Consider the following 14,325-nt stretch of genomic DNA (forward strand, 5'->3'; position numbering starts at 1 on the left):
AATGCCTCATGCGCTGCGGTTATGCTCCGGATGCATGAGCATTGAGCTGCGCCACCTCCGCTGCTTCCTGGCAATCGCCGAGGAGTCGAGCATGACCAGGGCCGCGGCACGGCTGCGGATCACCCAGCCCGCGGTGTCCCGTTCGCTGGCGACGCTGGAACGGCATCTGGGCGTCCGGCTCGTGGACCGCTCGACCCACCATGTGACCCTGACCCCCGAGGGCCGGGCCTTCCGGGAGCGTGCGGCGTCCGCTGTGGGTGCCTTCGACGACGCGCTCGACTCGGCGGGCCGGCCGGTCCGCCCGCTGCGGCTGGGGCACGCCTGGGCGGCGCTCGGCCCGTACACCACCCCGCTGCTGCGCCGCTGGAAGCGCGAGCAGCCGGATGTGCCGCTGGAGCTCCTCCGGATCGACGACCGTTCGGCGGGCCTGCTGCGGGGTTCGGTCGATGTGGCGGTGGTACGCGGCCCGGTCACCGAACCGGGTCTGGTGGTGACGCCGCTGTTCAGCGAGCCGCGGGTGGCCGCGGTCACCGCCGACGGCCCCTTGGCCGCCCTGGCCCGGCTGACCCTGGCGGATCTGGCGACGGCACCGCTGCTGGTGAATTCGGTCTCCGGGGTCACGGCCCCCGAGCTGTGGCCGCCGGACGCCCGCCCCACGACGACGATCACGGTCACCAACACCGACGACTGGCTGGCGTCGATCGCGGCGGGCCGGGGGGTGGGGGTGTCGGTGGCGTCGACGGCGGAGATCCACCCGCATCCTGACGTGGTCTACCGGCCGCTGCCCGCGCTGCCGCCGGTGCCGGTCCATCTCACCCACCACGCCCCGCCGTCCCATCCGGCGGTCCCGGCGCTGGTCGCCCTGGCGGTGGCGGTCACGGGCGGGGGAAAGCCGCAGGGCGGCAAAGCCGTGGAAGGGAAGGCGTAGCGGGGAGTCGTCCGGGCGGAGGGCTCAAGGACTCAGTCCGTCCGCCAGTACCTCCGCCAGATGCCGGGCCTTGCGGCCCGTGAGCTGCGCCAGCTGGGTGCGGCAGGAGTAGCCGTCCGCCACCAGCAGGGCGTCCGGCGGCGCGGCGGCCACCGAGGGCAGCAGCCGGTCCTCGGCGCAGGCCACCGACACCTCGTAGTGGCCCTTCTCGAAGCCGAAGCTGCCCGCGAGTCCGCAGCAGCCGCCCGCGAGTTCGCCGCGGAGCCCGGCGCGGGCGCGCAGGGACCGGTCGGCGGCGGGGTCGAGGACCGCGTGGTGGTGGCAGTGGGTCTGGCCGGCCGCCGGGCGGTCGAGGTGCGGCGGGTCCCAGTCGGGGGCGTACTCGGCCAGGGTGCCCGCGAAGGTGCGGACGGAGGCCGCGAGACGGGCCGCCCGTGGGTCGTCGGGGAGCAGTTCGGGCAGATCGGTGGTGAGGGCCGCGGCGCAGCTCGGTTCCAGGACGACGAGGGGTGCCGTGCCGAGCACCGTATCGAGCAGGGGTTCCATGGTGTCGAGGGTGCGGCGGAGTACGGCGCGGGCCCGGGTCAGCTGTCCGGTGGTGAGGTATGTCAGCCCGCAGCAGACCCGGCCGGGTGGCAGGGCGAGCCCGAATCCGGCGGCTTCCAGGACCTTGACGGCGGCCCGGCCGACTTCCGGTGACAGATGTTCGGTGAAGGTGTCGGGCCAGAGCACGGCCGCCGCCTTCGACCCGCGGCCCTGCTTGCCCCCTAGCCCACTGCCCAGCCCGCCGCGCGCCCATCGGGTGAAGGGGACGGATGCCAGGGCGGGCAGGGGCCGTTCGGGGGTGATTCCGGCGGCCAGCTTCGCCAGCGACGCGAGGGGCGGGATCCGGGCGAGGGCGTTGAGCCCGGGGGCGAACGGGGCGGCCGCGCGCAGCCATCCGGGCAGCCGGCCCAGGGTGTAGTGGGTACGGGGCCGGATCCGGCCCGTGTAGTGGTGGTGGAGGAACTCGGCCTTGTAGGTGGCCATGTCGACGCCGACGGGGCAGTCGCTGCGGCAGCCCTTGCAGGAGAGGCAGAGGTCGAGCGCGTCGGCGACCTCCCGGGACCGCCAGCCGTCCCGGACGACTTCCCCGGCGAGCATCTCGTGGAGCAGCCGGGCCCGGCCGCGAGTGGAGTGGGCTTCTTCGCCGGTGGCCCGGTAGGAGGGGCACATCACACCGGGCCCCGGGCCGGTGTCCCGGCATTTGGCGACGCCGACGCAGCGGCGGACGGCGGCCCGGAAGTCGCCGCCGTCCTCCGGGTAGCCGAAGACGACGTCGACGGGTTCGCGGGGCAGGACGGCGAAGCGGATGTCCTCGTCTAGGGGTGCGGGCCGGACCAGGGTGCCCGGGTTGAGGCCGCCCGCCGGGTCCCAGACGTCCTTGAAGCGGGTGAAGAGGTCGACGAGTCCGGGGCCGTACATCTTCGGCAGGAGTTCGGCGCGGGCCCGCCCGTCGCCGTGCTCGCCGGAGAGCGAACCGCCGTGGGCGACGACGAGCGCGGCCAGATCCTCGGAGAAGGCCCGGAAGGCCCGTACCCCGGCCGTGGTGATCAGGTCGAAGGAGATGCGGATATGGACGCAGCCCTCGCCGAAGTGGCCGAAGGGCGCGCCGCGCAGCCCGTAGGAGTCGAGCAGGGCGCGGAAGTCGCGCAGATAGGCGCCGAGTGCGGCGGGCGGTACGGCGCAGTCCTCCCAGCCCGGCCAGGCCTCGCCGCCGCCGGGCAGCCGGGTCGCGGTCCCGGCCGCGTCCTCCCGGATCCGCCACAGCGCCCGCATCGCGGCGGAGTCGGAGACCACGGCCGTGTCGAGGGCTCCCGCCGCCCGGACGAGGGCTTCGGCGCGGGCCCGGGCCTCGGCGGGGGTTCCGCCGCCGGTCTCCGCGAACAGCCAGGCACGGCCGCGCGGCAGCCCGTTCCGTCCGGGCGGCGGTACGAGGTCGTCGGCCATGCCCTCGACGGTGAGCGGGCGGTACGGGAGCAGTGTGGGGGCGGCGTCGGCGGCCGCGGTCTCGTCGGCGTACCCGAGGACGGCGAGGGCGCGGGCGGCGGGCTCCTCGACCAGCCCGACCAGGGCTTCGGTGACGACACCGAGGGTGCCCTCGCTGCCGCAGAAGGCGCGGGCCAGGTCGGCGCCGTTCTCGGGGAGCAGTGCGTCGAGGGCGTATCCGGAGATCCTGCGGGGCAGTCCGGGCGGATAGCCGGTACGGAGGAGGGCGAGGTGGCCGTTGATCAGTTCGCGGGCGGCGGTGAGCAGGGGTCCCGGCGGATCGGGCCAGCCGCGGGCGAGCCGGAGGGCCGTACCGCCGTAGGTGAGGACGGCGAGTTCGCGGACGTTGTCGGCGGTGGTGCCCCAGGCCACCGAATGCGCTCCGCAGGCGTTGTTGGCGATCATTCCGCCGAGGGTGCAGCGGGCGTGGGTGGAGGGGTCGGGGCCGAAGGTGAGGCCGTGGGGGCGGACGGCGGTGCGGAGGGTGTCGAGTACGGTGCCGGGCTGGACGCGTGCGGTACGCGATCCGGGGTCGACGTCCAGGACGGCGTTCATCCGGCGGGTGAAGTCGAGGACGATTCCGGTGCCGGTGGCCTGTCCGGCGATGGAGGTGCCCGCGCCGCGGGGGACGACCGGGACGCCGTGCGCCCGGCAGACCTCCAGGGTCGCGGCGACGTCGTCCGCGTGGCGGGGGGTGACGACACCGAGAGGGACGCGGCGGTAGTTGGAGGCGTCCATGGTGGTGAGGGCGCGGGCGGTGGCGGAGAAGTCGGCGGCACCGGGCGGCAGGGCGGCGGCCAGCGCGGACTTCAGATCCGCGAGGTCAGCGAGGTCTGCGGGGTCTGTGCGTGGCCGCCGGGCGTCCGTTCCGGGCGGGGTGCCGGTGCCGCCCCCGGGGTCGTTCTCCGGTCCGCCGCCGCCCCCGCTCCGCTGTTCAACCATGGCTCCAGCATGCCCGCGTCGTGCACGTCACACCGGGGGGAAACCCGGGGAAACGTCCCAGGTGAGGCCATTAGGGTCCTTGGACTCTTGGCAAAGCCTTGACTTGGCGCCCAAAGTGATCGCCAACTCTCCTATAGTGACGACCACTTGATCAGGAACCTTCGGCTCCAGTTCTGCCCCCGCCACCCCTCGGAAGGCAAACACTCGATGACCGGCACCGCTCCCCGCCGATGACCCGCGCCCCGCGCACGGTCGCTCCGGAGGACACACCGGCGGACTCCCTGAGGACCGCCGAGAACGCGCTGAAGATCGTCGTCGTCGGCGGCTTCGGTGTCGGCAAGACGACCATGGTCCGCTCCGTCAGCGAGATCCGTCCGCTGCACACGGAGGAGACGATGAGCCCGGCGGGCATGCTGCTGGACGATCCCAGCCGGGTCTCCGCCCGTAAGAGCGCCACGACGGTGGCGTTCGACTTCGGGCGGATCACCATCGACGAACGCGCCGTCCTCTATCTCTTCGGCGCCCCCGGCCAGGAGCGCTTCTGGTTCCTGTGGGAGCGGATGCTCTCGGGGACCATCGGCGCCGTCGTCCTCGTCGACACCCGCCGGCTGCCGGAGGCCTGGTACGCGCTGGACCGGCTGGAGCACCACGGGGTGCCGTTCATCGTCGCGGTCAACGACTTCGGCGGGCCGTTCCACACGGACGCCCAGATCCGGCATGCGCTCACCCTGGACGCGGATGTGCCGATGGTGGAGTTCGACGCCCGGGACCACTCGTCCAGCAAGTACGTCCTCATCGCCCTCGTAGAACATCTTTACGATCTCGCGCTGCACCGGAAGACCTGACCGGAGCCCCCGGCCGTCACCCTGGCCGTCCGCCCGTCGGGCGGGCCGTCTCAAGCGCCGGACCGGGCCGCGCCCGTCCGGCCGTACCCGATACGCTCCGATACGTGGCTGAGATCCAGATTCCCGCTGACATCAAGCCCGCCGACGGCCGTTTCGGCGCGGGCCCGTCCAAAGTGCGGACGGAGGCGCTCGACGCCCTCGCCGCCACCGGCACGTCCCTCCTCGGTACCTCCCACCGCCAGGCCCCGGTCAAGAGCCTGGTCGGCGAGGTCCGCCGGGGCGTAGGCGACCTCTTCTCGCTCCCCGAGGGCTACGAGGTGATCCTGGGCAACGGCGGCTCCACCGCCTTCTGGGACATCGCGACGCACGGTCTGATCGAGAACAAGTCGCAGCATCTGTCGTTCGGTGAGTTCTCGTCCAAGTTCGCCAAGGCCGCCAAGCTGGCGCCGTGGCTGGCCGAGCCGAGCATCGTCGCCTCCGATCCGGGTACCCACCCGGAGCCGGTGGCCGAGGCCGGGGTCGACGTCTACGCGCTGACCCACAACGAGACCTCGACCGGTGTCGCGGCTCCGATCCGCCGGGTCGCGGGCGCCGACGAGGGCGCGCTGGTCCTGGTGGACGCCACCTCCGGCGCGGGCGGTCTGCCCGTCGACATCACCGAGTCGGACGTCTACTACTTCGCCCCGCAGAAGTCCTTCGCCGCCGACGGCGGTCTGTGGATCGGCGTCTTCTCCCCCGCCGCCCTGGAGCGCGCGGCCCGGGTGCACGCCTCCGGGCGTCATGTGCCGGAGTTCTTCAGCCTGCCGACCGCGATCGACAACTCGCTGAAGAACCAGACGTACAACACCCCGGCGCTGTCCACCCTGTTCCTGCTGAACGAGCAGCTCAAGTGGCTGAACGAGCAGGGCGGTCTGGACTTCGCGACCGGTCGCACCGCGGCCTCCGCGCAGGCGCTGTACGGCTGGGCGGAGGCGTCCAAGTACGCCGACCCGTTCGTCGTCGACCCGGCGAAGCGGTCCCAGGTCATCGGCACCATCGACTTCGCGGACGAGATCGACGCGGCCGCGGTCGCCAAGGTGCTGCGGGCCAACGGCATCGTGGACACCGAGCCGTACCGCAAGCTGGGGCGCAACCAGCTGCGGGTGGCGATGTTCCCGGCGATCGACCCGTCGGACGTCGCGGCGCTGACGGCCTGCGTGGACTATGTGATCGAACGCCTCTGACCGGACGGGCTGCACTGCCAAGGCTTTACGGATACGGCTTTACGGATACGGGGAAGGGCCCGGCGGATTCGTCCGCCGGGCCCTTCCCCGTATGCCTGCTTGCCCCGTATCCCCCGACTTCACCGGCTCAGCTTCTGGAAGCGGCGCACGGCCAGCGGCAGGAAGATCGCCGTCAGGACCAGCGGCCACGCCACTGCCATCAGCACCGCGTTCTCCTGGATCCAGCTCCCGTCGCTGGCGACCGGATTGCCGAACAGCTCACGGGTCGCCCCGGCCGTGGAGGAGATCGGATTCCAGGCCGCGACCGTACCCAGCCAGTCGGGCATCGACGAGGTTGGGACGAAGATGCTGGAGACCATCGTCAGCGGGAACGCCACGGCGTAGAGACCACCGGCCGCCTCCGCGTTCGGGACGATGAGGCCGAGCCACACCCCGATCCAGATCAGCGAGAACCGCAGCAGCACCAGCAGCCCGAACGCGCCCAGCGTGCCGAAGAAGCCGCCGTCGGAGCGCCAGCCGATGAGCACCGCGGTCACGGCGAGGATCGCCAGTTCCGCGACGGCGACGAGGATGTCGGTCACCCCGCGGCCCGAGACCACGGCCGACGGCGCCATCGGCATCGAACGGAAGCGGTCGATGACGCCCTTGGTGGAGTCCGCGACCACGGTCATCGCGGTGCCCATGAAGCCGAAGGCCATCGTCATCACGAACATGCCGGGCATCAGATAGTCGCGGTAGTCGCCGCCGGGCGACTTCATGGCCCCGCCGAAGACATAGGCGTACAGCAGGACGGAGAGAATCGGGAAGCCGAGCTGCCAGACGATGTTGATGGGCTGGCGCTGGTAGTGGGTGAGACCGCGGCGCACCACGTTCCAGCAGTCGGCGACCGCCCAGTAGAGACGGCGTTCACGGCCGTCGGCGTGGACGGTCAGGACGACCGGGCCGGGGCCGGCCGGGGCCGGGGTCTGCTCGCGGGTGCTCACGTCCCGTACGGCGGTGTCGCTCATGCCGCCACCTCTTCCTTCTGCTTCCGGTCCTGCTTCTGGCCCTGCTTCCGGTCGTGCTTCCGGTCGTGCTTGTCGTCCTGCTGCGGGTCGCCGTCGCTCCGGGCGCTCTCGGTGCGGTGGCCGGTGAGCCGGAGGAACACGTCGTCGAGGCTCGGCCTGCGCAGACCGATGTCCTCGACCGCGACACCCTGGTCCTGGAGAGTGCGGGCCACCTCGGTCAGCGCGGCGACCCGGTCCGCGACGACCGCGTGCACCCGCAGCTCGTCGCCGTCCACCTCCGGAGTGCCGGACGCCACCCGGGCCACGGCCTGCACGGCCGCGTGCAGCTCCGTACGGTCCGCGACGACGACCTCGACCCGGTCACCGCCGGCGGTGCTCTTCAGCCCGTCCGGGGTGTCGTCAGCGATCGCCCGGCCGCCGTCGATCACCGTGATCCGGGAGGCGAGCTTGTCGGCCTCCTCCAGATACTGCGTGGTCAGCAGGACGGTGGTGCCCTCCGCCACCAGACCCCGCACGGTCTCCCACACCTCGCCGCGGCCGCGCGGGTCGAGGCCCGTCGTCGGCTCGTCGAGGAAGAGCACCTCCGGGCGGAGGATCATCGACGCCGCGAGGTCGAGCCTGCGGCGCATACCGCCGCTGTAGGTACCCGCGCCCTTGTCGGCGGCCGCCGCGAGGTCGAACTGCTCCAGCAGCTCGGCCGCGCGCAGGCTCGCCCGGCGTCCGCCGAGATGGAAGAGCCGGCCGAACATCTCCAGGTTCTGGCGGCCGGTCATCACCTCGTCCACGGCCGCGTACTGGCCGGTGAGCCCGATCCGGCGGCGGACACCGCGCGGATCGCGCACCACGTCCACCCCCGCGACCTCGGCATGTCCTGCGTCGAACTTCAGCAGCGTCGCCAGCGACCGGACCGCGGTGGTCTTGCCGGCGCCGTTGGGACCGAGAACGCCGTGGACGGTGCCCCGGCGCACGGTCAGGTCGAGGCCGTCGAGGGCGCGCTTCTCCCCGTACCTCTTGTGCAGACCCTCGGCGCGGACCGCGTACTCACCGCGGCCGCCGGATGCGTTCACACTCACGTTTCCTCCATCGCTGTCACGGGACTGCCATCACCCACTACGGGCCGCGGCAGCTCGCGCCACCACAACCGCGTACAGTGTACCCATAAAAAGGGTACACCGTACGCGGTTTATTTCGGCGGCCTTCTCGCGGTTTCCGGGAACCGGCCGTGGACAGGCTCCGGACGGGCTGCGGACAGGCCCCGGGCAGGGTCCGGAGCTGGAGGAATAAGGTGAGGTCATGACGACCGAGACGACCGGCAGCGGCGATATCGCCCGCACCCTGGAGCTCATGTGGGGCCTGGGCGAACGTCCCACCAGGGGCCCCAAGCCGGGGCTCACGCTCGACGCGATCGTGAACAAGGCCATCGCGGTCGCCGACGCGGAGGGCCTGGCCGCCGTCTCCATGCGCCGGATCGCCAATGAGCTGGGCACCGGCACCATGTCGCTCTACCGGTACGTCCCCGGCAAGGCCGAGCTGCTCGACCTGATGCTGGACAAGGTCAGCGACCCCGGGGACTGGGAGACCGCCCCCGACCAGGAGGAACCCGGCTGGCGGGAGTCGCTGGAAGAGATGGCGCGCGGCTATCTCACGCTGTACCAGGAACATCCCTGGCTGCTCCGGATCAACCAGGCCCGGACGGTGCTGGGGCCGAGCACCGTCCGCAGTCTGGACGCGGCGCTCTACACCCTGCGGGACATGCTGCTGACCGACCCCGAGAAGATCTCGGTGATCATCTCCGTGCAGAGCCTGGTGGCGGGCGTCGCCAGAATGGCCGCCGATGCGGAGGAGGCCGCCGAGCAGACCGGCCTCAGCCATGCCGACTTCTGGGGCGCCCAGGAGCCGTTCCTCGACGTGGCGATGGAGAGCGGCAGATTTCCGCTGGTCGCCGCGTTGAGCGAAGACACGTTCACCCAGGAGTTCGACCATCTCGCCTTCGGCGTCCAGCATCTGCTGGCCGGCCTCGAAGCCCTGATGCGCGCACGCGAGGCCGCGGGCTGGCAGAACCCCGACACGACTTCCGGCCAGGACCGGGATTAGGGCCGGGGGCGGCTTCGGGCCTCAGGCGCCCCGGCGGAACAGCCGCTTCAGCAACAGCAGGACCGCGAGGGCGCCCGCGCCGACGACCACCGCGGTCGTGAGGTCCACGGAGCTGTCGCCGTCCCCCGAAGCCGTACCACCGCCGCCACCGCCGTCCGACGACGCCTTGCCGCCACCGGGCGCGGGCCCCGCGCCCTTGCCCGCGTCCTTGAGGTCGACCCGCCGCACCTCGGCGCCCGCGCCCTCCGAGCTGAACATCAGCGCCCTGCCGTCCGCGGTGTACGACACGCCCTCCGACTGGCCCTGGATGGGCGCCTTGACCCGGTCGTCGGAGCCGAGCCGCCCCTCCGGCTTCCACTCGTAGCCACGGGCCGAGAAGTACGAGCGGAGCACCAGCCGCTTCCCGTCGGGGGAGAACGAGCCGTCCGTCACCCACGGCACCTCCCCGATCCGCCGGAAGACATTGGTGCCGGAGCTGCTCAGCTTCGCCGGGGCCTCGTACAGCCCGCCGCCGTCCTCGTTCTTCGAGGCGATGTAGACCCGGCCGGTCTTCGGGTGGACCATCAGCGCCTCGGCGTCGCGCGGCCCGTCCTCGTACTTCACGGTGTACTGGGTGGCGCGCACGGTGGTGTTCCCCAGCTGCGCGGGCTCGGGGAAGCTGTAGATCCACACGTGCTTCCAGGTGCCGTTCCTGTTGTCGCCGATATCGCCCACGTACACCCGGCCGTCGGAGCCGACGGAGATCGCCTCCATATCGCGGGGCGTCCCGACGCCCGTCATGGTCACCGTCGCCACGGTCTTCCCGGTGCGCGAGTCGACGGCGAAGACCCGCGGCCGGTCCTGGTCGTTGTGCGTCCAGTAGATCCCCGGGTGGGCCCGGCTCGCCGCCAGCCCGCTGGACTCGGTGATGCGGTCGTCCTGGAACGAGAAGTTCGAGTCGGGCCCGTCGGCGGCGGCCGGGGCGGCGGCCGCCAGGGCGAGCACGGGAGCCAGCGCGAGGGCGGCGGCAACGGTGGCACCGGAGACCGCGGAAACGGCGGACGAGACGGCGGAGGGGACGTACGGGAACGAACGCATGGCACCAGCCTGCCATCCCGGCCGTAAAGCATCCGTGACCTGTGGAAAACTCCTGCCGACTCCCGACAACTCCCGCCCGACGGAACGCTTCTGTGGACAACCCCGTCACCCACCGGCGGCGCCGGGTCGGGCCGGTCCCCCGCCGGAACACCGCACCGACGCGTCATGGGCGAAGACCACCCGGCGCGGCCCGAACTCCCCGACCCGGTCCAGCCAGGCCGGGTACGGCGGCAGCGGGGGCGCGGCACCGTCGGCGGCGGCCGTCCGGGCCAGCAGGCCGCGGGGGTGGCGGACGAGGTACGCCAGGGCGGGTTCGACCCGGGGGTACGGCAGCCCGGCCTCGGCCGCGGGCCGGATGAAGTACCCGAGGTCGAGCCGGGTGACGGTGACGGTGTCCCGGGCGCCCGCCCCGTCCGCACCTGCCGCCGTACCACCGGGTCCGGCGGCCGTGCCCTCCCCGTGGCCGTTGTCACATCGCGGCACCCCGCCGGCCTCGGACATCATGACTCCCATGCGTTTTCTGTTCGTCGGCGACTCCATGACCATCGGACGTGCCGGCGACTGCACCTGGCGCTACCGGATGTGGCAGCACCTCTCCTCCCCTTCCTTCCCCGGTGACCACGAGATCGTCGGCCCCCGCAGCTCTCTGTACGATCCGGCCGCCGACGCCCCGGTCTCCGCGGCGTACGCCGATCCCGCCTTCCCCGCCGAAGCCCGCCGCCATCTCGCGGGCTGGGGCGAGGGCTGGCTGCACATGGCCCCGGTGATCGGTGAGACGGTGGCCGTGCACCGGCCGGACGTCCTGCTCGTCTCCCTCGGGCTGATAGACCTCGGCTTCTACACCGACAGCGGGCAGACGGCCGCCAACGTCCGCCGTTTCGTCGCCGCGGCCCGTGCCGCCTCGCCGCGGGTCCGGATGGTGCTGCTGCCGGTGATCCCGAACGTCCGGGCCCGTACGGACGCCCCGTTCGCGGCCGAGTGCGACCGCTTCAACGAGCTGCTCGCCAAGGCAATCGCCGATCTCGACGAGCCGTCGTCCCCGCTGCTCCTGGCGCCCCCGCCGCGCGACTGGGCCCTGGACGCCGACACCTACGACGGCACCCACCCGGGCCCGAGCGGCGAACACCGGCTGGCCGAGGCCTTCGCGACGGCCATGCATCAGGCGTGGGGCCTCGGCGGCCCCTACCGCGCACGCTGAGCCGCGACCGCGGGGCCGGGACGGGACCGGGACCGCGCGAACCGTAACAACGCCAACCGGCCCCGCGCAGCGCAAAGGGGGGCGGGGATCTGCCCCCGCCCCCCTTCCGCGCCGTGCAGCGGCGTCAGTCGCCCTGGAAGGTCCGCGCGTACGTGACCCGGTCCAGCTTGTAGTAGTCGGCGGCGCACTGCGCGGGCCAGGCCCGTGTCCCGTTCCTGCTGTACGGCTCCAGCATCCGGGAGATCTTCGTCGGGGTGTACGGCATCACCTTCTCGCCGCGGGCCGCGCCTTCACGCAGATACGCGTCCTGGCGGTCCCACTTCACCGCCCGCGCCCGCATGTCGTCTCCGAGCTTCAGCACTCCGGAGCCCAGGGAGCCGACGGTGACGGCGCAGACCGCGGCGGCGAGCGCCACGGCCAGGGTCCCGGTCCGCCGGGGGGCCGTCACGGTCGTACCCGCGGTGAACCGCAGGCTCAGCCACCGGCCCAGGAACGCGCCTGCCGCGACCAGCAGGAACGCCCACAGCAGCAGATAGTCGTTCCAGGTCCGCTCGGTGGTGACGACCTTGGCGCCGAAGACCGGATAGGTGATGACCGTGCAGAGATAGCCGGCGATCAGGAACGCCGCAGCGCCCAGGCCCAGCAGGACCCCGGGGCGGACCGGGAGCAGTACCCGGGGCGCTTCCGGGTCGCGCCGCGCCAGCAGCCCGATCACCACGCCCGCGGCGACCGCCCCGACGTACTGCCAGGTCGTCACGACCGTGCCGAGGATCTCGGCGAAGCCCTTCGCCGAACCCCACAGCGATTCCGGCGCCAGCATCGACACGTTCTCCGCGCCGAAGCGGCTGCGGCGGTTGCGGGAGCCCGGGGAGGTCACCAGGATGATCGTCCCGATGGCGATTCCGGCCATGCCCGCCAGCGCCCAGATCCGCGCCGGGCGGCGGTAGCGCTCGACGAGGAGCAGTCCGGCGAAGAGGACGACGCCGGAGAGCACGACGAGCGCGACGACCGACGCCTCTTCGGAGAGGGTGCCCATGAAGACACCCGCGAGGACGACGACCACCAGGGCGGCGATCCGGCCGCGGCGTCCGCGCGCCCGCAGCAGCGGGACCGCGGCGGCTGCCGCGAGCACCGGGGCCAGGGTGTGCGAGACGGAGGCGGCGGGCCAGTAGAAGGTCTTGTACGTGTTCGGGGTGGCGAACAGGAAGACCGCGGTGATCATCCCGGCGGCCAGCAGCGGCACCCCGCGCGGCACCCGGGTCCCGGTCCGGCGCAGCAGCGTCGCCACCACCGCCCAGAGCAGCAGGATCATCAGGGCGCCGCTGATCGGCCCGTACCACTGGTGTCCGGCAACGGGGAACTTCGTATAGGCGCCGACGAGGATGCCGTTGGCGACCCGGCCGTTGTCGGTGAAGTAGAAGGTGTGGACCAGGCCCCACATACCGTCCTCGCGGACGTCCGGGATGAAGCACCACTCGTCGGCGCTGGGCCGGACATGGCGTCCGAACCACATGGCGAGCGCGAGCAGTCCGAGGGGCAGTGCGGCGAGGGCGAGCGGCCAGTACTCCGCCCACCCCCTCTTCTTCCCGGGCCCGCCGGGCTCCGGCGCGGGGGCGTCCTCGGGCGGCTGGGCGGGTAGGTCGATGCTGGTGGCCAAGGTCAGGGCTGCCTCTCGTGCAGCCCGGCGCCGGCCGTGGCCTTGGGGGTGGTGGGCATGGTGGTCTCGTCCGTCTCCCGGATCACGTAGTGGGGCCTGCGCTTGGACTCGTGGTAGATCCGGCCCACGTACTCGCCGATCACACCGAGGGTGGCGATCTGGATGCCGCCGAGTCCGACCATCGCGGCGATCAGGGTCGCATAGCCGGGGGTGTCGACGCCGCTGACGAGGACGTTGACGACGATCCACACGGCGTAGGCGAGGGCGGAGAGCACCAGCCAAAGACCGGTGTGGATGGCCAGGCGCAGCGGTCGGCTGTTGAAGGAGAGCAGGCCGTCGATGCCGTAGTTGATCAGCCTGCGCCCGCCCCACTTGGACGATCCGGCGGCGCGTTCGACGTTCTCGTAGGTGAAGGTGACGGTGTCGAAGCCGATCCACGAGAACAGGCCCTTGGAGAAGCGGTTGCTCTCGGGGAGCGTCAGCAGGGCGTTGACGGCCCGGCGGGACAGCAGCCGGAAGTCCCCTGCGCCGTCGATGACTTCGACGTCCATCGCCCGGCGCACCAGCTTGTAGTAGGCCTGGCTGACGGTGGCCCGGATCAACCCCTCGCCGCTGCGGTCGCGTTGGGCGATCACCTGGTCATAGCCGTGGCCGTGCAGCTCCAGCATCCGGGGGATCAGCTCCGGCGGGTGCTGGAGGTCGGCGTCCATGATGACGACGGCGTCGCCCCGGGCCATGCGCAGCCCGGCCAGCATCGCGGACTCCTTGCCGAAGTTGCGGCTGAAGGAGGTGTAGCGGGCCCGGACGTCCGTCTCGGTGAGCTTTCTGAGGCGCTCGCGGGTGCCGTCGGTGCTGCCGTCGTCGACGTAGCAGATCTCGTACGCGTCGCGGTCGGCCGCGGACCCGCCCTGGGAGTGGGCCGGGAAGAGAGCGGCGTCCAGCGTTTCGACGAGCGTGGTGTGGAAGGTCTCGATCACCTCGTTCTCGTTGTAACACGGAACGACGATGGAGATCTTGGGCATCGGAAAACGGCTTCTCTCGTCGGCTGTCAGGCAGTCAGAGCGTTTCCGCGGGGTTTCGGTTGGCTCCGTTTTGTTGTGACGTCGGTCACAATCGTCCAGCGCGGGCGCTCAGGATCGCGAGATTCGCCCCATTTCGTCAACCCGAGAACCACCCGTGCGTGCAACGGCGGGACGTGATGGCAGGTCACGGCGGTGCGGCCGGGCCGACCGGATCGGCGGACCCCCGTCCCCCTGCGGCTGCCCGGGACCGGGCTCGGTATCCCCGGCCCCCGGCGGCCGCAACCTTGTGTGGAGCGCGCCCGGG

Annotated in this window: 11 protein-coding genes and 1 pseudogene; 5 read left to right on the forward strand and 7 right to left on the reverse strand. The window is 72.1% G+C overall.

All coding sequences use genetic code 11. The annotated features are described in order from the left end of the window. Window positions 1-34 precede the first annotated feature (34 nt). Window positions 35-928, forward strand: coding sequence for a LysR family transcriptional regulator (locus tag B7R87_RS13190; RefSeq protein WP_006348590.1), 894 nt, complete (start codon window positions 35-37; stop codon window positions 926-928). A 24-nt stretch (window positions 929-952) separates the two neighbouring features. Here B7R87_RS13190 and B7R87_RS13195 read toward each other — a convergent pair whose 3' ends face one another. After that, window positions 953-3,898 (reverse strand): FAD-binding and (Fe-S)-binding domain-containing protein, encoded by a 2,946-nt coding sequence (locus tag B7R87_RS13195; protein WP_130585088.1) that lies wholly within the window; start codon window positions 3,896-3,898, stop codon window positions 953-955. A gap of 230 nt (window positions 3,899-4,128) precedes the next feature. Between B7R87_RS13195 and B7R87_RS13200 the strand changes: the two genes are divergently transcribed. Together B7R87_RS13200 and serC are read left to right on the forward strand one after the other, a co-directional pair. Further along, window positions 4,129-4,743, forward strand: a complete 615-nt coding sequence (locus B7R87_RS13200; protein ID WP_006348587.1) for a GTP-binding protein — start codon at window positions 4,129-4,131, stop codon at window positions 4,741-4,743. A 104-nt stretch (window positions 4,744-4,847) separates the two neighbouring features. After that, on the forward strand, window positions 4,848-5,966 hold the full coding sequence (gene serC / locus B7R87_RS13205) for a phosphoserine transaminase (RefSeq protein WP_006348586.1): 1,119 nt from the start codon (window positions 4,848-4,850) through the stop codon (window positions 5,964-5,966). A gap of 119 nt (window positions 5,967-6,085) precedes the next feature. On the opposite strand, the gene B7R87_RS13210 is transcribed toward serC, so the two are convergent. Together B7R87_RS13210 and B7R87_RS13215 are read right to left on the reverse strand one after the other, a co-directional pair. Then, window positions 6,086-6,973 (reverse strand): ABC transporter permease, encoded by an 888-nt coding sequence (locus B7R87_RS13210; RefSeq protein ID WP_006348585.1) that lies wholly within the window; start codon window positions 6,971-6,973, stop codon window positions 6,086-6,088. Then, window positions 6,970-8,040, reverse strand: coding sequence for a daunorubicin resistance protein DrrA family ABC transporter ATP-binding protein (locus tag B7R87_RS13215; RefSeq protein WP_006348584.1), 1,071 nt, complete (start codon window positions 8,038-8,040; stop codon window positions 6,970-6,972). The genes B7R87_RS13210 and B7R87_RS13215 overlap by 4 nt, the downstream gene beginning before the upstream one ends. A gap of 226 nt (window positions 8,041-8,266) precedes the next feature. On the opposite strand from B7R87_RS13215, the gene B7R87_RS13220 reads away from it, so the two are divergent. Continuing rightward, window positions 8,267-9,067: a TetR/AcrR family transcriptional regulator gene (locus B7R87_RS13220; RefSeq protein WP_006348583.1), complete on the forward strand. Its 801-nt coding sequence runs from the start codon at window positions 8,267-8,269 to the stop codon at window positions 9,065-9,067. A 21-nt stretch (window positions 9,068-9,088) separates the two neighbouring features. On the opposite strand, the gene B7R87_RS13225 is transcribed toward B7R87_RS13220, so the two are convergent. Beyond that, the gene (locus B7R87_RS13225; RefSeq protein ID WP_006348582.1) at window positions 9,089-10,144 is read right to left on the reverse strand and encodes a hypothetical protein; all 1,056 of its coding nucleotides are present in this window, start codon (window positions 10,142-10,144) and stop codon (window positions 9,089-9,091) included. A 270-nt stretch (window positions 10,145-10,414) separates the two neighbouring features. Then, window positions 10,415-10,501 (reverse strand): annotated as a pseudogene (locus B7R87_RS34400) (N-acyl homoserine lactonase family protein); the annotation flags it as partial. Between the two features lie 154 nt (window positions 10,502-10,655). Between B7R87_RS34400 and B7R87_RS13235 the strand changes: the two are divergent. After that, window positions 10,656-11,342: a GDSL-type esterase/lipase family protein gene (locus tag B7R87_RS13235; protein ID WP_006348580.1), complete on the forward strand. Its 687-nt coding sequence runs from the start codon at window positions 10,656-10,658 to the stop codon at window positions 11,340-11,342. Window positions 11,343-11,466: 124 nt separating this feature from the next. Here B7R87_RS13235 and B7R87_RS13240 read toward each other — a convergent pair whose 3' ends face one another. Together B7R87_RS13240 and B7R87_RS13245 are read right to left on the reverse strand one after the other, a co-directional pair. Continuing rightward, window positions 11,467-12,999, reverse strand: coding sequence for a DUF6056 family protein (locus B7R87_RS13240; protein WP_006348579.1), 1,533 nt, complete (start codon window positions 12,997-12,999; stop codon window positions 11,467-11,469). A gap of 2 nt (window positions 13,000-13,001) precedes the next feature. Next, window positions 13,002-14,021, reverse strand: coding sequence for a glycosyltransferase family 2 protein (locus B7R87_RS13245; protein ID WP_006348578.1), 1,020 nt, complete (start codon window positions 14,019-14,021; stop codon window positions 13,002-13,004). Window positions 14,022-14,325 lie beyond the last annotated feature (304 nt).

The organism is Streptomyces tsukubensis (genome assembly GCF_003932715.1).
In the GTDB taxonomy this organism is placed as follows: Bacteria; Actinomycetota; Actinomycetes; order Streptomycetales; family Streptomycetaceae; genus Streptomyces; species Streptomyces tsukubensis.

Excerpts from the sequence above, each read along its gene's own strand:
- B7R87_RS13190 (WP_006348590.1), top strand. The coding sequence starts at position 35 with ATGAGCATTGAGCTGCGCCACCTCCGCTGCTTCCTGGCAATCGCCGAG.
- B7R87_RS13195 (WP_130585088.1), bottom strand. The coding sequence starts at position 3,898 with ATGGTTGAACAGCGGAGCGGGGGCGGCGGCGGACCGGAGAACGACCCC.
- B7R87_RS13200 (WP_006348587.1), top strand. The coding sequence starts at position 4,129 with ATGACCCGCGCCCCGCGCACGGTCGCTCCGGAGGACACACCGGCGGAC.
- B7R87_RS13210 (WP_006348585.1), bottom strand. The coding sequence starts at position 6,973 with ATGAGCGACACCGCCGTACGGGACGTGAGCACCCGCGAGCAGACCCCG.
- B7R87_RS13220 (WP_006348583.1), top strand. The coding sequence starts at position 8,267 with ATGACGACCGAGACGACCGGCAGCGGCGATATCGCCCGCACCCTGGAG.
- B7R87_RS13225 (WP_006348582.1), bottom strand. The coding sequence starts at position 10,144 with ATGCGTTCGTTCCCGTACGTCCCCTCCGCCGTCTCGTCCGCCGTTTCC.
- B7R87_RS13235 (WP_006348580.1), top strand. The coding sequence starts at position 10,656 with ATGCGTTTTCTGTTCGTCGGCGACTCCATGACCATCGGACGTGCCGGC.
- B7R87_RS13245 (WP_006348578.1), bottom strand. The coding sequence starts at position 14,021 with ATGCCCAAGATCTCCATCGTCGTTCCGTGTTACAACGAGAACGAGGTG.